This window comes from Methanosarcinales archaeon, from assembly GCA_014859725.1.
Taxonomy (GTDB): domain Archaea; phylum Halobacteriota; class Methanosarcinia; order Methanosarcinales; family Methanocomedenaceae; genus Kmv04.
This window is the reverse complement of the sequence record JACUTQ010000003.1, coordinates 1-21,302: the sequence shown is the minus strand read 5'-3', so window position 1 is coordinate 21,302 and position 21,302 is coordinate 1. Positions and strand designations below refer to the sequence as shown.

General features: G+C 43.5%; 19 protein-coding genes. 7 read left to right on the top strand and 12 right to left on the bottom strand.

What is annotated here, in order from left to right; genetic code table 11:
* Positions 1-94 precede the first annotated feature (94 nt).
* Positions 95-1,375 (bottom strand): phosphomethylpyrimidine synthase ThiC, encoded by a 1,281-nt coding sequence (thiC, locus tag IBX40_00620; protein ID MBE0522832.1) that lies wholly within the window; start codon positions 1,373-1,375, stop codon positions 95-97.
* A gap of 168 nt (positions 1,376-1,543) precedes the next feature.
* On the opposite strand from thiC, the gene IBX40_00615 reads away from it, so the two are divergent.
* From IBX40_00615 to xseB, 4 genes are all read left to right on the top strand, one after another.
* A complete protein-coding gene (locus IBX40_00615; GenBank protein MBE0522831.1) occupies positions 1,544-2,581 on the top strand; it encodes a methionine synthase in 1,038 nt (345 codons plus the stop codon).
* Between the two features lie 45 nt (positions 2,582-2,626).
* Complete coding sequence (locus IBX40_00610; GenBank protein ID MBE0522830.1) at positions 2,627-3,076, top strand: bifunctional nuclease family protein; 450 nt, start codon at positions 2,627-2,629, stop codon at positions 3,074-3,076.
* 90 nt (positions 3,077-3,166) lie between these two features.
* Complete coding sequence (xseA, locus tag IBX40_00605; GenBank protein MBE0522829.1) at positions 3,167-4,393, top strand: exodeoxyribonuclease VII large subunit; 1,227 nt, start codon at positions 3,167-3,169, stop codon at positions 4,391-4,393.
* A complete protein-coding gene (gene xseB, locus IBX40_00600) occupies positions 4,390-4,626 on the top strand; it encodes an exodeoxyribonuclease VII small subunit (GenBank protein ID MBE0522828.1) in 237 nt (78 codons plus the stop codon). Before xseA ends, xseB begins: the two co-directional genes overlap by 4 nt.
* A 74-nt stretch (positions 4,627-4,700) precedes the next feature.
* On the opposite strand, the gene IBX40_00595 is transcribed toward xseB, so the two are convergent.
* Complete coding sequence (locus IBX40_00595) at positions 4,701-5,879, bottom strand: redox-regulated ATPase YchF (GenBank protein ID MBE0522827.1); 1,179 nt, start codon at positions 5,877-5,879, stop codon at positions 4,701-4,703.
* Positions 5,880-6,302: 423 nt separating this feature from the next.
* Between IBX40_00595 and IBX40_00590 the strand changes: the two genes are divergently transcribed.
* Genes IBX40_00590 through IBX40_00580 form a run of 3 tightly spaced genes read left to right on the top strand, consistent with a single transcriptional unit; the run spans position 6,303 to position 11,070 of the window.
* Positions 6,303-7,706: a hypothetical protein gene (locus tag IBX40_00590; protein ID MBE0522826.1), complete on the top strand. Its 1,404-nt coding sequence runs from the start codon at positions 6,303-6,305 to the stop codon at positions 7,704-7,706.
* Positions 7,703-9,415 (top strand): hypothetical protein, encoded by a 1,713-nt coding sequence (locus IBX40_00585; GenBank protein MBE0522825.1) that lies wholly within the window; start codon positions 7,703-7,705, stop codon positions 9,413-9,415. The genes IBX40_00590 and IBX40_00585 overlap by 4 nt, the downstream gene beginning before the upstream one ends.
* Entirely contained in the window at positions 9,412-11,070 is a 1,659-nt protein-coding gene (locus IBX40_00580; GenBank protein MBE0522824.1) for a DEAD/DEAH box helicase, read from the top strand. Before IBX40_00585 ends, IBX40_00580 begins: the two co-directional genes overlap by 4 nt.
* Positions 11,071-11,157: 87 nt before the next feature.
* On the opposite strand, the gene IBX40_00575 is transcribed toward IBX40_00580, so the two are convergent.
* The 10 genes from IBX40_00575 to glnA form a co-directional block, all read right to left on the bottom strand.
* Positions 11,158-12,060: an FKBP-type peptidyl-prolyl cis-trans isomerase gene (locus IBX40_00575; protein ID MBE0522823.1), complete on the bottom strand. Its 903-nt coding sequence runs from the start codon at positions 12,058-12,060 to the stop codon at positions 11,158-11,160.
* A 17-nt stretch (positions 12,061-12,077) separates the two neighbouring features.
* Positions 12,078-13,697 (bottom strand): bifunctional phosphoribosylaminoimidazolecarboxamide formyltransferase/IMP cyclohydrolase, encoded by a 1,620-nt coding sequence (gene purH, locus IBX40_00570; GenBank protein ID MBE0522822.1) that lies wholly within the window; start codon positions 13,695-13,697, stop codon positions 12,078-12,080.
* Positions 13,698-13,753: 56 nt separating this feature from the next.
* A complete protein-coding gene (locus IBX40_00565; protein ID MBE0522821.1) occupies positions 13,754-14,011 on the bottom strand; it encodes a hypothetical protein in 258 nt (85 codons plus the stop codon).
* Positions 14,012-14,072: 61 nt separating this feature from the next.
* Positions 14,073-14,858 carry a Ni-sirohydrochlorin a,c-diamide reductive cyclase ATP-dependent reductase subunit gene (cfbC, locus tag IBX40_00560; protein MBE0522820.1) on the bottom strand — a complete coding sequence of 262 codons (786 nt, stop codon included), beginning with the start codon at positions 14,856-14,858 and terminating at the stop codon, positions 14,073-14,075.
* Positions 14,855-15,985: a Ni-sirohydrochlorin a,c-diamide reductive cyclase catalytic subunit gene (cfbD, locus tag IBX40_00555; protein ID MBE0522819.1), complete on the bottom strand. Its 1,131-nt coding sequence runs from the start codon at positions 15,983-15,985 to the stop codon at positions 14,855-14,857. Before cfbD ends, cfbC begins: the two co-directional genes overlap by 4 nt.
* Before the next feature lie 16 nt (positions 15,986-16,001).
* Positions 16,002-17,327, bottom strand: a complete 1,326-nt coding sequence (gene cfbE / locus IBX40_00550) for a coenzyme F430 synthase (protein ID MBE0522818.1) — start codon at positions 17,325-17,327, stop codon at positions 16,002-16,004.
* 8 nt (positions 17,328-17,335) lie between these two features.
* Complete coding sequence (cfbA, locus tag IBX40_00545) at positions 17,336-17,734, bottom strand: sirohydrochlorin nickelochelatase (GenBank protein ID MBE0522817.1); 399 nt, start codon at positions 17,732-17,734, stop codon at positions 17,336-17,338.
* Between the two features lie 374 nt (positions 17,735-18,108).
* Positions 18,109-18,453, bottom strand: coding sequence for a GNAT family N-acetyltransferase (locus IBX40_00540; protein MBE0522816.1), 345 nt, complete (start codon positions 18,451-18,453; stop codon positions 18,109-18,111).
* Positions 18,454-18,458: 5 nt separating this feature from the next.
* Positions 18,459-19,400, bottom strand: coding sequence for a DUF128 domain-containing protein (locus IBX40_00535; protein ID MBE0522815.1), 942 nt, complete (start codon positions 19,398-19,400; stop codon positions 18,459-18,461).
* Between the two features lie 57 nt (positions 19,401-19,457).
* Positions 19,458-20,777 (bottom strand): type I glutamate--ammonia ligase, encoded by a 1,320-nt coding sequence (glnA, locus tag IBX40_00530; GenBank protein MBE0522814.1) that lies wholly within the window; start codon positions 20,775-20,777, stop codon positions 19,458-19,460.
* Positions 20,778-21,302 lie beyond the last annotated feature (525 nt).

Genomic DNA, 21,302 nt, shown 5'->3' with positions numbered 1-21,302 from the left:
GAGATAACCAAGACTGCCGAAAAAATCCGAGAAATGATAAAATAATCTAACAAGAAAATAGACTACCCGATCGAGGGGCAGTCTCTAAAAATTCCTATTTCCCAATATCAAAATTCTCTTTTACGATTTTAAGGGCGCAGTATTCCCCGCACATGGTACATGCTTCATTATCCTCAGGTGCCCTGCTGTCCCTGATCGCCCTGGCATGTTCAGGGTCAATGGCCAGTGAAAACATCTTCTCCCAGTCCAGGTCCCTGCGGGCCCGGGCCATTTCCAGATCCTGATCGCGCTTGCCCAGTTTGATCATGTCACCGATATGTGCAGCTATCCTTGAGGTGATGACGCCCACTCTTACGTCTTCCACGTTAGGGAGAGCCAGATGCTCGGCAGGTGTAACGTAGCAAAGGAAATCGCAACCTGCAGCACTGGATATGGAAGCTCCGATCGCGGTGACAATATGGTCGTATCCTGGCGCCACATCAGATACCAGCGGACCCAGCATATAGAACGGTTTTTCACCGCTCATGCGTTTCATCAGGGTCACATTGGTCTTGATCTCGTCAATGGGTACATGTCCCGGACCTTCCACTATTACCTGGACACCAGCCTCGTGTGCTATGTCTGAGAGTTCTGAATTAATTACAAGTTCCTGGATCTGGGCCCGGTCAGTAGCATCGTGTACTGCGCCGGCACGCATCCCGTTACCCATGCTCAGGGTAACTTCATGTTCCTTCATGATCTCCAGCAGGTAATCGAACTCGCTGTACAGGGGATTTTCCTTTTCATTATGGATCATCCAGGCAGTCATGAAAGAGCCGCCCCTGGAACAGAGTCCTCCGTACCGGCCCTGGGCTTTTAACCGGTCTACTGTAATCCGGTTAATACCTGTATGAATTGCCATGAAGTTCGTACCCAGCTTTGCCTGATCCACGGTGGCTTTGAAGAGCTCGTCCTCTTTCATATCCACCACTGATCCATATTTCCTGGCAGCTTCAATGAATGCCTGATACAGAGGAACACAACCTATTGAAAGCGAGATGGCATCTGCTACACGTTTTCTTATATCGAGAAAATCTCCGCCAGTGGAAAGTTCCATAAGGGTATCTGCACCCGCAGCTTCAGCAACTTTTGCTTTCTCGATTTCCATATCGATGTCTGAGATATCTGATGATGTGCCTATTGAAGCATTGACCTTTGTGCGAAGACCCTTACCTATTCCACAATATTTGATGTCCCTGTAAGGTGTAATCGGAATGACTATCCTACCAGCAGCTATTCCCCTTCTTACAAAGTCCGGCTCCACTCCTTCTGCCACAGCCACTTCCTTCATTTCTTCTGTAATATTACCTTTTTGTGCTTCCTCGATTAAATTCATTATTTTCACTCCTTTTTTGGCTCATTCGGGATTTACATTGCATACATATATATAAGAGTACCCAAAAAATATCCTTTCATTTAAATCAAGTAAACTTGTTTAAATCAAACAGTCTTTATTAATCTGGCAATAGTATTATTTACATAAGATATATCATATGTGGTCGTAATGGATTTTGAAATAATTTATGATGATATTGGAAGCTTCCCTCTTCCTGCTGGTGTTTCAAGGGAATGGATTGAACAGGCCGTATCGACCAGGAACGAGGATGAACGTTTATTCGAGATCATTTCACAGGCAATGGAACAGAAAATAACTGCAGGAGTGGAAGTACCCACATATCCCCAGTTTCAGGATATGAACAGGCAGTTCCTCAGAATCATCGATAATCCGAAATGCACTGAATCACCGTTAATGGTCAAAAAGTCCGAGGCAAAGATACTGGAACTTGAAGCCATTTCTGACCTTGCTAAAAAATATAAAGAGCAAAACGGGGAGCCTTTGAAGATCAGGGTGTGTGTTACAGGACCCATTGAATTATACCAGCAAGAGTTCGGAAGTACATCATATGGGGACATCCTGCTTACCTTTGCCAGAAGTATTGACAGGTTTATAAAGAATTCCATAAAACAGCACAGCGACATTCAGGTCAAAACAGTCTCTATCGACGAACCCAGTATTGGAATACACCCCCAGATCATGCATAGCGATGACTATATTATCCAGGCCCTTACCATTGCAGGCGAGACTGCACACGAGCATGGTATAGATACCGAGATACACCTCCATTCCCCCTTAAATTATAAATTGGTGTGTGAGGTTCCGACCATTAATGTTATCGGAGTTGAATCTGCGGCTAACCCATCATATCTGGAACTTATCGACCGCAAGGACCTGGAAGCATCAGATACATTTCTAAGGGTGGGTATAGCCCGTACTGACATATTCGGACTGACAGCTGTACTAAATGAAAAATATAATACCAATGTCTGGAAAGAACAGGATAAACTCCCTGAGGTTATCACCCGGATGGAAACACCTGAAGTAATAGCCAAAAGGCTAGGTAATATCCATGAGATATTTGATGGTTGTATAAAATATGCAGGACCTGATTGCGGCCTGGGCTCATGGCCAACCCAGGAGCTGGCACAGCAGCTGCTTGCCAATACTGCAGCCGGAATCAAGATATTCTATCAGGATCATTAATTTTCTCTACAAAACCTTTTTATTATCCTCTGGGAATTGAATATTATGGATGACTTTATCCAGGTGGAAGTAGATGGCGTTTTTATGACCAGTACCATCCATGGTCTTACTCCTATTGTCATCATCTCTAATAAAGATGGGAAGATCATGCCCATATATGTAGGGGTGTCAGAGGGGATTTCGATAAACTCTGCACTAAATGATGAAGTCACTCCCAGGCCAATGACCCATGACCTCGTGATAAACATTATTGACCGCATGGATGCGAAAATAAATGAAGTTTTTATTGACGAGATTAAAGATGGTATCTATTATGCCAGGTTAAGTATTTCATATAATGGTTCCACTATCGAAATAGATGCCAGGCCCAGTGATTGCATTTCATTGGCTGTCAGGGCCAGATCACCAATCAGCATACGCAGATCTGTGTTTGAGTACTCAATAATAGATGAGGATGAAGTAGAAGGGATGATGACACTGGACTCTATGTTATAGAACCATAGATTACTTTCAGTCCCCTATGAAAAGTATCATGCTATACTATTCTAATATATTGTTGTGAACCTGTTTGATTTTCAATCTGGTATAGATAAAACTACAGATAAGACCAAAGATAAAACCTTTGTTTACTCTGTCGTTGAACTCAATCATTATGTGCACGACGTTATCAATAATGACCCCCTGCTTCATAGTGTGTGGGTGAGGGGAGAGATATCCAATCTTACCAATCATGGGTCCGGACATAAATATTTCACTTTGAAAGATGCCAATTCGCAGCTCAGCTGCGTGATGTTCAAGAGCTCATGCCGGAATCTTGCATTTGTACCTGAAGCTGGTATGAAAATACTGGCATTCGGTGACATCGATGTATACGAGGTGAGGGGTTACTACCAGCTTGTGGCGACTGCCCTAAAACCCGATGGTGTGGGTGAGCTGCATAAGGCACTTGAGATCCTGAAAAAAAGACTGGCAGCCCAGGGTCTGTTTGATGAAGCACATAAAAAACCCCTTCCTGTTTTTCCCAGACGCATCGGCGTAGCAACATCACCTACAGGGGCTGTGCTGCATGATATCATAAATGTCAGCAAGAGAAGATTTCCGGTGGATATTCTGCTCTCACCCACTGTAGTACAGGGTGAAAATGCCATCAAGAGTATTGTGAACTCAATTAAGCGCCTGAACCTAACAGATGTGGATGTTATTATCCTTGCAAGGGGAGGAGGGGCTCTGGAAGACCTGTGGCCTTTCAATAGCGAGGAAGTGGCCATGGCTATCTTCAATTCCAATATCCCGGTTGTTAGTTCTATTGGACACGAGACAGATTTTACCATAACCGATCTTATAGCAGATGTACGAGCACCTACGCCATCGGCTGCTGCAGAACTGGTGGTGCCTGACAGGGAAGATGTGAAAAAACATATCGATACCAACTGGTCACGTTTGATATCATCTTTTGGAAATATTATAGATTATCACACTAATCATCTTATGCATCTCGAAAAAATTGTAAACGGCTCCGGATTTATCAGTAATTTGAACCAACACGTCCAGCGTGTGGACGAACTTGGGCTGCGTATGAGGCAAATTGCAGAACACGATATTGATAAACATAAAAAAATGCTTGAATCTTCTGTAGGACGGCTCAATGCTATAAGTCCTCTAAATACACTCAAAAGGGGTTATAGTATCACCATGGTGGATAAAAAGGTGGTAAAGAGTATTAACCAGGTTAACAAGGGAGATGCGCTGGAGATACGACTTATTGATGGGAAAATAAAAAGTAAAGTTTTACAAAGGGAGGAAGATATTTGACAAAGGAGAATAAGGACATTCAGGATGATAATAATTTTGAAACAGCCCTGGCAGAACTTGAAGAGATCGTAAAAAAGATCGAGACCGGTGATCTATCTCTTGATGAGAACCTCGAACTGTTCGAGCGGGGTATTTCATTGACCAGGCTTTGCTCTTCTAAACTTGAACATGCCAGGCAGAGGATCGAGAAACTAATAGATGAGAACATGGTCGAAGATATGGAGATGGATTAATCTGAATAAATATTTATCTGCAGCATCTTGTTTTTTATTATTATGAATAAAAATCAGGTGATGATGATGCTTTATTATTTTGTAGAGACGATCTTTATAACATCGCCATCTTCCACTTCATGTTTTTCACCGAGACGCATTTTGGTCTTGGCATTCACAGCATATAAGAAACCTTCACCAATATCTGTATGCACCATGTAAGCAAGGTCGTGGGGCGAGGAACCCTGTTTCATCAAATATGCATCGGGTAGCATTTTTCCATTCTTATCAGTGTATTTATTCTCATCCTCTACAGGATATAGCACGATCTGGTCCAGCAGTTTCAGGACTGCAGTATTAATACATTCCTGAATACCTGTTCCACCATTTTCATCCAGGAGCATCTTGATCTTATCCAATCCACTCTTTTGCTGTTCAGACAATTCTCCAGTGATCTTGAATTCCTTATCACCTGGACGGTAGTCTATTGCACCGCTTTTTTCCGCCATTCGAAGTGCCAATTCAGCTGCCGCTGATGTTGGAACTACTATCCTGTCTGCCGATCTTAAACGCTCAATTAATTCGGGGGGTGCAATATCCATCTTGTTTGCAGCTATGATCAGTGGTTTGCTTTCCAGCCTGATGACGTCTGACAATGCTATCATCTGGTCATCGGTCCATGTGGCAGGATTTTCTGATGCAAGATTGGTCTTTTGTAAAGCTCTCCTTGCATGGACAACACTGACACCAGCCCCCTGCAGTTGATCAGATATGACCTGTTCGATCTTCAGACCCACTGCCTGTATTTTTCGTGAGAGGCGATCCCAGTTGCGCTTCAGGATACTGAACATCCACATTGTGATCTCGTATTCCAGAAATTCGATATCCTCTAACGGGTCATGCTGACCTATCCCGACAGGATTTCCTTCGATGTCTGTTCCACCCGAAGCATCTATCACATGGATGATGGCATTAGCCTGCCTGAGGTTATCAAGGAATGCATTGCCAAGACCTCTGCCCTTGTGAGCATCCGGGACAAGTCCTGCTACATCGATTATTTCCACGGGCACATATCTTGCACCGTCTTTGCACTGCCCGCAGAGTTTGCCAAAACCCTGGCATGCACAAAGGGCTCGAACATATGCTACTCCGTGATTGGCATCTATTGTGGTAAATGGATGATTGGCTATATCCACATCTGCTAGAGTGGCAGCTTTAAAAAAAGTGCTCTTTCCAGAATTGGGTTTTCCAGCCAGTCCGATAGATATTGACATTATTTCATCTTTTGTGTTGTTTTATTTTATAGTTTTGTATTTGAATATGATTTTTCATACCATTTATAGTTACTATTTTCTACCGTTCTCAGAAGAGGGAGAGCGAGTAATCGCTCTTTCTTATTCGGCCGGTTAATTTAAGCAGAAACCTCGCCTCCATCCGTTCCATTAATCTCCCGCTGCCCGCCATCATATCTGCGGACGCCTGCCCTTAGCATCGGATAACATGCTCATATCCGGCTACGGCGCTGGCACGCTTCCTGATCAAATCCTTGATTGGGACTTTAGAGATTAGCGTGAACGTTACAAAAAATCGTAACGTTTTTAGTCTTTTTGTAAGTATTATAATTAAGGTCCGCTTCTAAAAAGAAGGAAATAATCATTGACACAGAGGAGTTAAGATATACAAATAGGTGTGATTGAATGGATATGCAAATTATGTTGAAGCAGATGTGCAAAAGTGATCTCAATGACTCTGATATTAAAGCAATCTGCAAAAGCCGTGGTTTTCCTGCCAAGGAGGCGACTTCTCGTGATATTTTTGAAAACTTCTTCATCTCCCCGATTGGCATAAAGGAAGCACTGAACTCATTAACCTATGAGGAAGTTGTATTCCTCCACTTGCTCAATAAGATAAACAAAGAAGTTAGTATCGAGTACTTCGAGAGACTATACGGCAGCGCAAAACCTGCGAAAGGGTACTATTACGGGACTTTTAACCAGCGGTATAATGAAACATTCAAAACAGTAAAGAATAATCTGGTGCGAAAGGGTGTGCTCATTATCATAGAGAAGGAAGCGAGTGCATATTTCAGCTCTACGAAGCTGGAACGTTTGCGATTCTATTTTCCTACGGAATTCGGAGTTTTTCTTCCACCTGTTGTCAAAGCTTCGAAATTTACAAAAACCGGGGATGTCAAGAGAGAGGTACTACGTGATAAACTACTGGAGATTATCGGAGGGGAGCAAAAACAATCTACTTTATCAAACCAAAAATCTTTCACGCTCACTATCGAAGATGGCAATCTGTCCATTGGAGCTGAAAAGTTCAGAGTAAGTCGTCTGTTGAAATGGCAGCAAGCCTGCTGGCGTGCGTCTGTTACAACCGATACCAGTACGAAGAGTGACGATATGAGTCTCATTGAAGTTACACTCTATGCACTCTCACAACTAAAAGAGCATGAATGGCTGCCCGCAGATAGTCTCTCTGTGATGCTAAAGATCTTTACAGGAGAGACGGCGGATCACCCCTGTAAAAAGATATGTGAGGTCGGCTGGGAGTGGGGTTGCCTGATAAAAGTTGTGGTAAATGGAAAGGCATACTACCGGTTACCTGAAGATTCCATGGAAGATACGACTTCATCTTCACCTGAACATTATCTTCAGATCGAGCCAGACGGTACAGTAGCTTTGAATCTGATGACCATCCCATATACTGCACTGGAAGTGCTGGCTTCGGTTGCCATTCTGGATGTTCATGATTCCAATCTGCGAGCGAGCGCCAGCCTCATCAAGATCGGGAATGCGCTTACGACAGTTCGCAAAGAGAGTGTGTTTGAGTGGCTAAAAGAGAATTCAATAGATTTTCGTACCGCAATCGAGATGGCTGAAAAGAGATGGGGTAAACAGATAATTCATGAACACCTCATGATTGCAAGGGTGAAAGATCTGACCCTTAAGGTGCAGATTGAAAACTCATTTGCTGATTCGCAAAGCCTTGTTTCGCTTCCAGATGATTATATCGCATTTCCATGTGCCCTTCTTCCCGCAATACAAAAACTTGTGGAGATGTCAGGACATGTGATCAAGAAGGTGAGGAATGAATGATGCAACCAAAACCAAACTTAACTCCGGCAAATATCAACGAACTGAGCATCTTTTCCAACCAAAATGATATACGTCATGATCTGCATGCCTATGTTGAGTATGTGCAAGACCGTGATGTGAAACGGTTACACCGAAGTAATGAGTTGAACCGATCTGACTTAAAGCGATTGTCAAAACTTATGAGTGATTCTTCTATAATAGAATTTGTAGAATCATATGGATTTTCTAATTGGATAAATTATATCGATAAACTAGCGCTTCTATTCAAGTTCGTAAAATATGACACTGAGGGGATATATGCAGGATACACAAGTAGTGAACCATCATTTCCTGACAATTACATAGAAGTCGATACCATAATATATGAAAAGTTTATTGGTCTACCACTAATAGAGCAGGAGAAGAAGCTTCTGGATTTATTAGTAAAAAATTATCTTGATGATTACAATGAGTTTTATGTTACAAGTTCGCTTGGCAGGCTATCCGGATTCTCGACCTGGGGATCAGCGACTGGTATTATGCCAGAATTGGATTTTGCCAGAGCCCGGCGATTTCTAATTGAGGTTCTGCAATACTGTACACCTGGTGTTTGGTACACTACCTCTTCATTGATCCAATACCTGAAAGAGCATCATCCATACTTTCTTATCCCCGGGAAGCCCAAATATCGACATAAACACGATGCAAAGAATGGTCGATATGGCAATTTTCATGAGGGTAAGAGCACATGGAGTAGGGAGATACAGATCTCAGAGAGTGATGCAGATGCATTTGAGCGAGTGGAGGGTCGATATGTGGAACGATTCCTAGAAGGATTACCCATTATTTTAGGATATATCGAGGTTGCCTATTCCAAGACAGAGTATAAGGGATACCTGCCCGAGATAAATCAGCTTCAGGCGTTTCGAGTTAATGATAAGTTCCTGCACGTGATGAGCGGTAAGATCATAGAGCCCAGAGTTACAGTGCAGCCGAATTTCGAGATGCACGTGGAATCGGAATTATATCCGGTTCGGATTCTTGCGCAATTGATAAAACTTGCAGATGTTGTGGCAAAGGATAAAACAAGCATTTTAAAACTTCGAAAAAAGAAGGTTTTGACTCAATTGAGCGAAAGAGGAGACCTTGATGTGATCAAGTTTTTGGAGAACATAAGCGATCAGGAACTGCCACAGAATGTTCGAATCGAACTCGAAGAGTGGATTGGGGCTTCAGAAGCGTTTACTCTCTATGAGAATGGTGTGCTTTTTGAGGGAGATAAAGATCTCCCTGACATCGACCGATTCACGATCGAATGTATATCACCGACGATAAGAATCGTGCATTCACCTGACAGGTTGTTCACACATCTTGAGCAGAAGGAGTTGATCCCTCTTCACATAAAACATCGCTCATCAGCACTTACGCCTCTTCCAGACGGTGCACACACAGTCTTTCCCAAACGAGGTTCAAGCGTTTCAAAATCAAAAGCAGGAGCAAAAGCAAAGAAGCCTGGGACAATAAAACGGGAAGTCCAGATCACATTTCACTTTCCAGCAAAAGAGTTGATGGAAGAATTCCGCAAAGGACTTATAGCTGCCAGATGCCCTGTTGCTGCAGATTGGGGCAAATTGACACTCTCCTTTGCCAGGCATTACGAATCAGAGGCAAAGAAAATCATTAAGGCACTTAAACAAGATTATACCATCCAGATCGAGGATATTGCATGAGATCACAAAAGCCACTCATCATCCAGAGCGATCGCACGTTAATGCTTGAGGTTGAACACCCCGGGTACGTAGAATGTCGGGACTTTTTAGCTCTTTTTACCGAGCTGGTAAAATCACCCGAGTTTATCCACACCTACAGGGTCACGCCATTGTCGCTCTGGAATGCAGCAGCATTAGGTGTGCCTTTTAAAGAGATTGTCGAAGGTCTTGAAGACTTCTCGCGTTACGGCATTCCATCAAATGTCATTGTCGATATTAGGGAGTGGTATGAGACCTATGGCAAGCTGGTGTTACAGAAAGCCGCACATGATTGCTTAGAGCTTGAAGTGAAAGATTTCCGTATTCTGGAACGAATCCGTAACAATAAGTCATTAGAACAGTTTTGGGTTGATAATGACGGTCTCCCTGGACTTTTCATACCGCAAGTCAGACGCGGTGATCTTAAGCACGCATTGATAAAGGCAGGCTACCCTGTCAAAGATTTGTGCGGATATCTGGATGGAGAACGGTTCGATCTCACTTTGCGCAGCATTGACCTTGAAGGTAAGTCATTTCAGTTGCGCGATTATCAAAAAGATGCCGTAGATGTATTTTACTGTGCAGGACAGAAGACGGGGGGTAGTGGAGTGATTGTTCTTCCCTGCGGTTCAGGTAAGACGATTATAGGACTTGGAACTATGGTTCAGATATCAAGCCACACTTTGATCATCGCCACCAATAATGTCTCGGTTCGGCAATGGCGCGATGAAATTCTCTCCAAGACTCACACCGAAGAAACAGACATTGGCGAGTTTACAGGACGTGTTAAAGAGATCAAGCCAATTACGATCACCACATATCAGATGTTGACATATCGCCGCACAAAGGACGAACCGTTGCATAACCTGAACATCTTTACTGAGCATAACTGGGGGCTTATTATATATGACGAGGTACACATGCTCCCGGCTCCGGTATTTCGTGCAACAACGGCAATTCAAGCCAGACGGCGACTTGGACTGACTGCAACTTTGGTGCGAGAAGATGGTAAAGAGGATGATGTCTTTGCACTGATAGGTCCTAAGCGATATGATGTTCCATGGAAGACGCTTGAGAGTCGCGGCTATATCGCTAAAGCCATCTGTACCGAGTATCGCGTTCCTCTATCGTCTGAAGAAGAGCTTAAGTACGCTCATGCTGATAAACGCGCTAAGTTTCGCATCGCTGCGGAGAACCAGCGTAAAAAAGAGCTTGTTTGTGAACTGTTGGAAAACCACGCAGGTGAGAGCATCCTGATCATTGGTCAATTCATTTCGCAGTTAGAAAAGCTTGCCATATCATTGAGGCTGCCAATTATCACAGGTAAGACCAGGCATGATGAGAGAGAGAAACTTTATGATGAGTTCAGAAAAGGAGGCATAAATATACTTGTGGTATCCAAGGTCGCAAATTTTGCCGTAGATCTGCCTGATGCCAGCGTCATGATTCAAGTCTCAGGTACATTTGGTTCGCGTCAGGAGGAAGCACAACGATTAGGGCGCATTCTTCGACCCAAAGAGCAAACATCTCATTTCTACACACTGGTATCAAAGGGTACCATTGAACAAACCTTCGGGACCAATCGTCAGTTATTTTTGGTGGAGCAGGGATATAGGTATCAGATCAGATACTTTTGAGATTTCCAGACAGATGAAAATCATATCAGATGGAAGAAGTCACTTTGCCAAAATATAAAAAAAATAAGAGCCCGGAAAAATAAGGGCTCAGTTATTATTTGGTTTTACAATATCCACGATTTCAATATCAAATACCAGGGTTTTTCCTGCTAGAAAGTGGTTATTGTCCAGAGTAATCGCAGTCTCATTGAAATGTATATTAAAAGATCCTGAATATGTATCCACTGTGGTATCGGGGATAGGATTGTGCCGGACTGTGATATTAGTCTCATCCACATCGATCACCGTGCTGTTCCATGGGGCTAATTGAAGCACATCACCTACTTGCGCATTATGCTTCACTGTCAAATGTGTTTCATTCATAGCCGTCACAGTCTCATTCCAGGGTGACCCCTCACCAGGATCGTAGGTATCTCCCACTTTCAGATCGCGGCTAAGATTTACAGTCTCACCGATTTCTTTGATGGTTAAATCAATGGTAGTATCAGGTAGCTGTACTGAATCACCCACAATATAACCGGTGCCAAAGGTCTGGTTGAACTTGAATAGCTCTAACTCAATTGTTTCGGGGAACGGGATATCCTGTATTAAAGGAATCTCATCAATTAATGGAATTACCTGGATCTTTGAAGAATCAATGTCCCCATATCCTTCTTCAGGTGGGATGTTAATTGTCTTTTTTTCACCCACTTTCATACCCAGGACACCACTATCAAAACCTTCAATAAGCCTACCTGCCCCAACCAGGAATTGTAATGGTTGATAAGGTCGATCTGGCTGCTGGATACCTGCCCCGATTGCCACATCTTCCAGTGAGGTATCAAATATCTCGCCATTTAATTCCTTGCCAACATAATTGACAAACACTGTATCTCCTACTTCCACTTTTCCACTATTACCAGTATTGCCTAGATATATCATTGCCACTACCATGGCAGCTAATATTATAAACGCAATAATATATTTTGTTGAATTATCATCTCTTTCCATGTTGTTCTCCTCAAATATCAATGATTGAAATGTCGCATACCTGTAAATACCAGTGAAACTCCCAGCCTGTTTGCAGTGGCAATTACCTCATTATCCCTGATACTACCTCCAGGAGACACGATATACCTGATGTAATGCTCTGCAGAATGTATAATACTATCGTCAAATGGGAAGAAAGCATCAGATGACAGTACGGATTCAGACATCACATCCCTCACATACCGGTCAAAAGATATTCCAGGCTTTTGCCGCTCATATATGACCTCAAGATTCTCCCTGGCCTTTGTCACTGCCAGTTTGCGTATAGAATCAACCCTATTGGGCTGACCTGCCCCCATACCCAGAACCATGAAGCTCCCTGGTACATATTCCCAGGCAATGATAACTGAATTGGATTTTGTCCTTTTGCAGGCTGTCATTGAGAACTCAGCCAGTTCTCTTTTGGATTCAGGGAATGTCGTATCCGTAACCACATCCCATTTCTCGAACACACCAACATCCCTTGACTGCTGGAGCATTCCTCCTACGATGTTGGTAAATCTACTCTCAATCTCAATCTCCTCAACCATCTCAGGCAGCTCCAGGATTCGCAGGTCCTTGCTTTTTTTCTTTAAAAATTCCAGGGCATCCGGTTCATATCCGGGAGCCAGGATTACCTCCACAAATTTCCCTTTCGTAAACTGGGCAGTATCAATATCAACAGTTTTATTGAAACATATGATACTGCCAAAGGCCGAAATGGGATCCCCATCCCAGGCAGCAGCCAGTGCATCCCTTAACGTTCTACCAGTTGCCAACCCACATGGGTTGTTGTGTTTGACCACGCATGCTGCCGTTTTGTCACCAAATTCCAGAATGGTTTGCAGCGCATTGTCAGTATCAACGTAATTGTTATATGACATCTCTTTGCCGTTATGCTGGACGATCTTTGAAAGGCTGGGTCCGTCCACTCCGGTCTCTTTATAGAATTTTGCCCATTGGTGCCAGTTCTCACCATAGCGAAGTGTCTTGCCTTCCACAAATTTGAGCCTTAAAATATCCTCATTGGCCAGTTGATGGCTGAGGTATGTATCAATGGCTGAATCATAATCTGCAGTATGCCCGAAGGCCTTAACAGCAAGCTTTTCCTTGCTGGCAAGTGACACCTCCCCTTCTTCCTGTAATTCTGCACTGATAGACGAATAGTCCGCAGGGTCTGTGATTATGACCACATGCCTGTAATTCTTTGCCGATGCCCTGACAAGGGTAGGTCCGCCAATATCGATATTTTCAATTGCCTCTTCCAGGGTGACATCCTGTTTTGCCACGGTTTCCCTGAAAGGATACAGGTTTACTGCTACAAGATCGATAAGTCTGGTATCATGTTTTTGAATCTGGCTCATGTGGTCTATGTTATCCCGAAGACATAGTAATCCTCCATGAATTTTTGGATGCAAGGTCTTGACCCTGCCGTCCATCATCTCTGGAAAACCAGTGACCTCTGAAACATCCCGTACAGATATCCCGGCTGCTCGTAAGGTTTTTGCTGTACCTCCGGTTGAGATTATCTCGACACCCATATCAGCAAGAGTTTTTGCAAAATTGACTATTCCTGTCTTATCTGATACACTTATTAGTGCCCGTTTTACACTTGCCAATCAATCACCGCTTCAGATAAGAGGATAAGTTAAATAAATATTACTGTAAATGAACGTCAATGAGGATACTCCATTTTCAATTCTTTATAAGCCCATTTGAATTTTTCTTCAATAATTTCAGGAGTATATTTTTCTGACGGGCATTTTTCCAGCAATTCATACGCCCTGCGGCGTCTGTTTCCAAGGTTCTTTCTTATTTCATCCCGATCCAATTTCTGGGATTTCCAGCGTGCTACAATATCAGGGACGATCTGTTCAAGAATGACCCTGAGCCGTTTGCAGGGAAAATCAACATCATATATATCTTCTTTCATTCAGTTTACCCAGTTGAAAGAGGATGTCCTTACGTTAAAAAACTTGTGAAAAAATATACCCTTATCCTGTTAACTCCCGCAATCTGGCATCTGTCAAAGGTTGGGGTTTGCAGGATGAAATCCCATCCATTATCGACCTGGCAAGTTTGCGATACACTCCAGCGATCTCACTGTCAGGTTGCTTTTCAATCACAGAATATCCCGCCCGCTCACAGGTCTGGACAATGGGGTCCTTGGGTATAAAAGCCAGCAGCTCGCTGCCCAATTCCTGAGCAAAGGCTTTGACAATGGCTTCTTCGTTCTCAGCATTTCGACTGTTGCAGATCACGCCGTTCAAATGGTTACCGAGACGGGAAAAACCCTTGCAGATATTATTTGCCGCATATAATGGCATATATTCGCCAGATGTCAGAACATACGTATCATTGACCAGCCCTTTCCTGATCGGGGCAGCGAACCCCCCGCACACAATATCCCCTGGAACATCATATATGATAAGGTCACTGTCCGCCATTACAGAGGATTTTTTCTGCAGCATTTTAATAGCCACGATAATCCCCCGGCCAGCACAGCCTATCCCGGGTTCAGGCCCCCCGACTTCCACACATTTAACTCCTTTGTAACCTTCAAATACAACATCTTCTTCTGAGATTTCAAATCCCTGCTGCATCAGTTCCATAACCGTAGGGATGCGCTCGCCTCTCAGTAGTGTAATTGAGGAATCGCTTTTTGGATCGCAGCCGACAATCGTGACCTTGTATCCTTCATCAGCACAGGCAGCTGCAACATTGGATGCTGTACTGCTCTTCCCGATCCCCCCTTTTCCATAAATAGCGATCTGTTTCATGTCCCCTCCTCCCGTGCCAACTCCCGCAGAGTTGCCCCGAACTCGGATTCCACGATGCTGCTAACACCAAGAGTCTTGGGATGGAGGTCTATCTCAACCACCACATATTCATGCCCCATCTCCTTTAACGGCAGTACCTGCCTGGGACCATTGGTCACTGAGATAACCTCCATGCCCTGAAGGTTGTCCATTGGAATGGCATGGGGCACACCTGTTATCACTGCAAAATCAAAATCTGAATATTTCTCAGCTATGAGCCGGTTGACCAGCTCTCCTGCAACAGGGTATTCATCCAGCCCGCCGATAATCTCGTGTACCTCAATGCCCATTTTCTGAAGATCACGATTAATGTTTCTGGCATGGGATTTTACCCTGTCAAGTCCCAGGTTCTCATCAAGGTTTGCCATATTGATAATTTCAGATGTGGAGCCAAGTTCCTTTGCCACCTGGTTCACAGCCGCATTGATATCAGCGAACATGTAACCCGTCTCCTTTTTGGCATTCAGGATGTTGAGACCTTTCTTGCCTGCCTTTAATAACTCTATAATCCTTTTCGCCACTGTGTATTTGGTATCACCCCGGCTGGGTTCCAGATACTCTTTGGAAGCCGCACCGTGGCGTTTTTCCACTTCAGTGGCCTTTTCAAGCAGAACCTTCTGGCGCTGGAATTCTTCCTCGCTCAAGATACCGGCAGACAATGCCGATTCCAGTGTAATGATAACACCTTTGGTATTGTTGGGGTAACCTGCGTGGACCTCAACTTCAATAACAGGTACATCGGGATTTACCTCCAGAACAGCTTCGTGCAGTTCCTCACCAATGATCATGCTGGCACAGGTTCCTACGATCCCGATCCTTTTAGGATCGAATTTCTCAATGACTTTTTCAAGCAGCTTAACCAGCTGGTCGTGTCCTCCGAACACGAAACCCGATTCGTCCAGGGCAGTAGTAACTACACGCAGCCCATCCTCTTCCAGTAACCTGGCATGTTTGAAACTGCATCCCGGAGGGCCGTGCAGGATGACCACGTCCACATCAAGGTCCCGAAGTGTGTAAAGGGCAGCTACAATGGAACTGGGTCTGGGATGTATGATCGTGGGTTCTTTTTGTAAAGGTACTGGGCTCATTCTATTATCCTCCGATTTATCTGAAACATTTAACACATGAGATTATCATGTCGTTTTTCAAAGTCAGTGATTCTGCGATTCCAATAGCATCTTTAAGGCTACCGGCATGTTGAATATTATCTCCGGTAATGGCATGCATGCGCTCCCCCACCAGAATGATATTATCAAGTTCCCGGTCGTGTTCACTGACAAAAGTATTGACAGCTTCGGGGTCAAGACCTTCGCATACCTGCTCTGCTTCCTCACCTATAATATATACACGCTTGCTGTTATTTTCTGAAATATTGCGGGAATATTCCAGGGCATGCTCTAATGATGCTGGATTCATACCAGAGTTGGAATTATCAAGCATTATCCGGCCTGAGTGCTTCACAACCTGCATCCTGCCATTGACTCCATGGAATTCAGATAGGGTCGATTCAATTGTTTCAGGACTCACCCCCATCAGTGTGGATGCGGCTGTTGCGCAAATAATAGCGGTTGTATATGCATTTGGATCATAACCGGTATTTGGGGCAAACCTGAAGGTCTGTTTGCTGAAACGAATAATCCAGTCACTTTTGGAATTATCAATCGAAAATTCAGCATCTTTTGAGGTATCGCTAAAACTTACTGATTTTATGTTGTTTGGCAGATCAATTTCACCCGCATTTGCATTTATCAGCAGTGTACTGCCCTGCTTTGCATAATCAATGATCTGTTTTTTTGCCATAGATGATGACCTGCTGCCGCCAGCTATGGTATATTCATTATCCAGGCTAGTAATTATTCCCAGATCAGCAGCTCCCGTTCCTCCCAGCGAAATCTCGAAAATATATAGATCAGGATTGATGCCTCGTGTGTATTCCAATGCTTCAAGTATACTGCCCGGGGCAATGCTCAGGCCGTGATGCACCATTTCTGGTGCTCCATTTTGCCATTGTTCCACCCCCCGGCTTGTGTGGGATATCACAGACATCTGTCGGGACATCATGTCTGCCAGTAATGTAGCAGTGCTTGTTTTGGCGCCTGTCCCTGTGATCTCGATGACTTTTGCTCCCATATCAGTATTCAATAGAATCTCGCCTACTGCTCTGTGATGGGTAATTATTTCATTGCTATTACTGTCAGGTAATAAGTCCGGGTCCAGGTGTACGGGTGCCACTATCAGGTCGGTATCACTTTGAATTGTCTTGGAAATTTCGATGCCGTCCTTTTCAAGCCCTGTAAGGACTACGCTATCCACGGTGCCGTATACGTCTATACCAGTAACACCACGGGCAAATTGTGCGATATTCAGGGCCAGGGGAATGCCGCCGTGGGTCAAATCCACAACAGTTACATCTTGATTTTCGAACAGCATAAGCGAATTTAATTCAATGCTTCCAAGACCCTCTTATAAGCCAGATCCGCAATCAAAGGATCGGCGCCCAGGGGTTCGGCATAAACTAATGTGACGTTATTCCCGTTTAGCTGGATGGTAGTCTTGCGGTCTTCCCGGCTGATACCCAGTATCTGGGGAATGTCTTCAGTGGTGTGTACTCCGTGAGCCAAAAATATGGGGACTGCCACAATAGTGGTTACACCTGTGCCCTCAAAAGCTTTCAATCCTTCATCCATGGTTGGATTGTTCATGTTCATGAACCCGGTCCTTACCACAGCAGTTTCATATTTTTCAGCTATCAGGTTAGCGACTCCAGTCACAACCTCTTTATTATGCGGGAGCTTGCTTCCGTGTCCCAGTGCCAGTATTCCGATTTTTCCAGTCATATGATCTCCTCATAAAATTATTTTTATAACCGTAACACTATTTTATTAAAATGTGTTACTCCGATTTCTCTATTGTAATATTTAATCAAATATAATGGTTTTGCACATTAGACCATTCATGCGGTTAAAATTCTTGATCTGGATTATTGTTCAAACCTCATAAATTAATTAATCCTCCAGTTGAAATAAAGGGGCAACTGATGTTGAATAATGGAAACATATTTATAGAAGGTCATTATGTTAGAATATTGAGCGGGTTCAATTCTTTTATAAACAACCCCCCACTCCCCAACCCGCTCACAATATTTTAAGAAATTAATTGTCAACATTCAATAGTTTTTTTAAAATATATAGTATCCACACCCACACCTCTGTCATCTTCCAGGATCCGGAAGATATGATATCCCATCAACAGATAGCTTTTGCATCAATGCAGTATCCAGGGAACAAGCGATCCTTTTTCTCCGGTATTCAGGATGGACCGCGATAAATGAGACATATGCTTCTCCAGTTCCATTCCAGTTCTTCCGATATCCTATTACTCCAGCTACTCTGCCCTCTATCTCAGCAATAAGATGGTGCCTTGCAAGATTGCCAGAAATGCGGCCGTTAATACCTCCAGGCCGACTGGATAATGGTGGAAAAAATTCAGAATCCACTAATTCCATGAATTCTTTTAGTTTTTCAAAATCAGCATCTGTGGTTTCATATATTTCCATAGAACCTATAATTTTTTCATATCCTTATAATTCATAATACTTGAAATTGGATGGACAGATATATCAATTCCACTCTCCTGTACAGCTGCCAGACTATTGATACCCGCATATATGGATAATCCTATCTTTCCCGGATTAATAGGTGCCCTGAGAATAGACTTCCCTGGTTCTCCTAACTTGATCAGACCATTGATATCAATCTCTTTTGCCTTTTCCAGAATATCTATTGCATAATCTTTTGCTGACATAGGAATTTCTCTAACATTTGCTAAGATTTTTCCATTTCCTGTTTGCATTGTTTCCAATACCGAGGTCATATTACGGGCCATGAAAATCCTCATGGGATCGATGGTAGTCCCTTCATACATTATGATATCAGTAAAGGAAGTTGGGATACCTGCTCTTACCTGGACTAGCCCCCCGCATTTTGTATTTACAGGGAGCCCTTTTTTAGCCAGTATCCCGTCAATGGTGATACTGCAAACATTGGCGATCCCAACCATGCCTTCAGGCACCCTGAATTCATAATTGTCTTCTTCCATTATCTTAACATAAGGACTTATAGAGTACGGACTGTCACATAACGACGCAATAATCTCGATTGCTTGCTCAAAAAAGTCCTTATCTAACAATGCAGTGTTAACAATTACATTACCTTTACCAGTCTCTATATCAATGTCAGTTTTATAGACCAGTTCATCGATATTGGTAGTAATAAATCCAACCCTGTGTCCGATCAGACCGTCTTCCAGCTCAGTTAGACCCAATTCTGTAAGAATACGGCCCGAATAACCTTCCCTTGAGGTAAGTCCCCGCTCATCCAGGATCCTGAGGTGGTACCTGACCCCTCTTTCTCCTATCTGATATCCTCGTTCTCTCATCTTATCAGCAATGATACGGGCACCTATGGGACCATCGCTTTCATTGATGATCCTAAGGATCTCCATTAATTTTCGTTGTACCTGTGGGTCAGTGTTTGAAGAGATCACGAAAATTCACCTATCTTACATGATGTTAATGTAGCGCTGGATCTCCCAGTCGTGTACCTGAATCCTATAAGCATCCCATTCGGCCCTGCCCATCCTCATGAAGTCCTTAAATACATGTGGTCCCAGGGCATCTTTAATAAATTCATCCTTTTCCAGTTCATCCAGCGCATCCCTCAGATTGATTGGAAGATAATCTATGCCCCGTTCCAGGCGACCCTCGGGTGTCATTTCAAAGATATTTTCATTTGCCGGCTCTCCAGGGTCTATCTTATTTTTGATACCTTCAAGTCCTGCCATAAGTAATACAGCAAAGGTCAAATAAGGATTGCATGAGGGATCCGGACTGCGCAGCTCTGTCCTAGTACTTGATCCACGGGCAGCCGGTATTCTGATAAGTGATGTCCTGTTGGCACCCGACCATGAAATATATACAGGGGCTTCATAACCCGGAACCAATCTCTTATACGAATTGACTGTGGGATTGGAAATAGCAGTGATTGCTTTGATATGTTTAAGTACTCCACCAATGAAATATTTCAATGTGTCGCTGATCCCGTATTCATTATCAGGGTCATAAAAAGCATTTGCACCTTCCTTGAATAGTGAGATGTTGGTATGCATACCGCTACCGTTCTCACCAAACAGGGGCTTTGGCATAAAGGTTGCATGCAGTCCCATATTATTAGCAATGGTCCTGGTTACATATTTGAATGTGACAACATTATCGGCAGTAGTAAGCGAATCACCGTATTTGAAATCGATCTCATGCTGGCCTGAGGCTACTTCATGGTGGGAGGCTTCTATCTCAAATCCCATGCCTTCCAAAGCAATCACGATTTCCCGCCTGATATCTTCAGCCAGGTCCACAGGACCGAAGTCAAAATATCCGGCTGAATCGTGGGGAGTGGTGGTGGGGCGACCGTCTTTTTTCTCGAAAAGGAAGAATTCCAGTTCGGGTCCGGTATTCATTTCAAATCCCATGGATGCCGCTTCTGCTATGGCGCGCCTTAACACAAACCTGGGGTCACCTTCGAAAGGTGTTCCGTCCGGTTTATAAACATCACAGACCATTCTGGCAACACTGCCATTCTTACGCCATGGAAGTAACTGGAAAGTGTTGATATTGGGTTTTAGTACCATATCGGATTCTTCAATTCTGACAAATCCTTCTATAGAGGAGCCGTCAAAGGATATGCCTTGATTGACGGCCTTTTCTATCTGGGATATTGGTATGGCTACATTCTTGACAATACCCTGAATATCCACGAACTGCAATCGTATGAACTTTACATTTGTCTCCTGGATTTTTTTTTGAATTTCCTCACTCGGACTCATTATTTCACCTGATACGCAAAAGGTTGTGATGTGCGAATTATGATGTTTATATAAGTAAATGTTTGTTTTTAAAATCTGTTAAAAAGTCGGTTCTTTAGTAATATTCTGACCTTTTTAACTTTGCGTACTTCGTGGTCTTTGCGGTGGTTTTTTTTTTCTGTAACCGCAAAGGGCGCAAAGACCGCAAAGATTTGGTCGGGTTGGTATGTAATGCTAACACCAAACTTTTTTACAGCCCCAATATTCCGTAAGTTATATATCAAAGTTGATAAAAGGTAAGTAGCAGGGTGCTCAGAATTTCCCCACTTGAGAAATGGTTTAGAGATCATCTACGGGCTCCAGGTTGCTACCACGTTTCTGTAGGCGCTGGCTGGGATGTGGTTGAGCCGGCATGGAATATATATGAGAATATTAGGAGAGAATCCTGAAAAAACGCTATATACAGGCCTCGGACCTCTGGTCCGGGGTCATTGACTGGCGTGCCTTGAAGCGTAAAAGAGAATGAAATCAAACAGGACATTGGAG

Coding starts and splice junctions, on each gene's coding strand:
- IBX40_00585 (MBE0522825.1), top strand. CDS start 7,703: ATGATGCAACCAAAACCAAACTTAACTCCGGCAAATATCAACGAACTG.
- cfbA (MBE0522817.1), bottom strand. CDS start 17,734: ATGACTGGAAAAATCGGAATACTGGCACTGGGACACGGAAGCAAGCTC.
- thiC (MBE0522832.1), bottom strand. CDS start 1,375: ATGAATTTAATCGAGGAAGCACAAAAAGGTAATATTACAGAAGAAATG.
- IBX40_00610 (MBE0522830.1), top strand. CDS start 2,627: ATGGATGACTTTATCCAGGTGGAAGTAGATGGCGTTTTTATGACCAGT.
- cfbD (MBE0522819.1), bottom strand. CDS start 15,985: ATGAGCCCAGTACCTTTACAAAAAGAACCCACGATCATACATCCCAGA.
- IBX40_00565 (MBE0522821.1), bottom strand. CDS start 14,011: ATGAAAGAAGATATATATGATGTTGATTTTCCCTGCAAACGGCTCAGG.
- glnA (MBE0522814.1), bottom strand. CDS start 20,777: ATGAGTCCGAGTGAGGAAATTCAAAAAAAAATCCAGGAGACAAATGTA.
- IBX40_00590 (MBE0522826.1), top strand. CDS start 6,303: ATGGATATGCAAATTATGTTGAAGCAGATGTGCAAAAGTGATCTCAAT.
- IBX40_00615 (MBE0522831.1), top strand. CDS start 1,544: ATGGATTTTGAAATAATTTATGATGATATTGGAAGCTTCCCTCTTCCT.
- IBX40_00575 (MBE0522823.1), bottom strand. CDS start 12,060: ATGGAAAGAGATGATAATTCAACAAAATATATTATTGCGTTTATAATA.
- IBX40_00580 (MBE0522824.1), top strand. CDS start 9,412: ATGAGATCACAAAAGCCACTCATCATCCAGAGCGATCGCACGTTAATG.
- cfbE (MBE0522818.1), bottom strand. CDS start 17,327: ATGCTGTTCGAAAATCAAGATGTAACTGTTGTGGATTTGACCCACGGC.
- IBX40_00595 (MBE0522827.1), bottom strand. CDS start 5,879: ATGTCAATATCTATCGGACTGGCTGGAAAACCCAATTCTGGAAAGAGC.
- IBX40_00540 (MBE0522816.1), bottom strand. CDS start 18,453: ATGGAAATATATGAAACCACAGATGCTGATTTTGAAAAACTAAAAGAA.
- IBX40_00535 (MBE0522815.1), bottom strand. CDS start 19,400: ATGGAGATCCTTAGGATCATCAATGAAAGCGATGGTCCCATAGGTGCC.
- cfbC (MBE0522820.1), bottom strand. CDS start 14,858: ATGAAACAGATCGCTATTTATGGAAAAGGGGGGATCGGGAAGAGCAGT.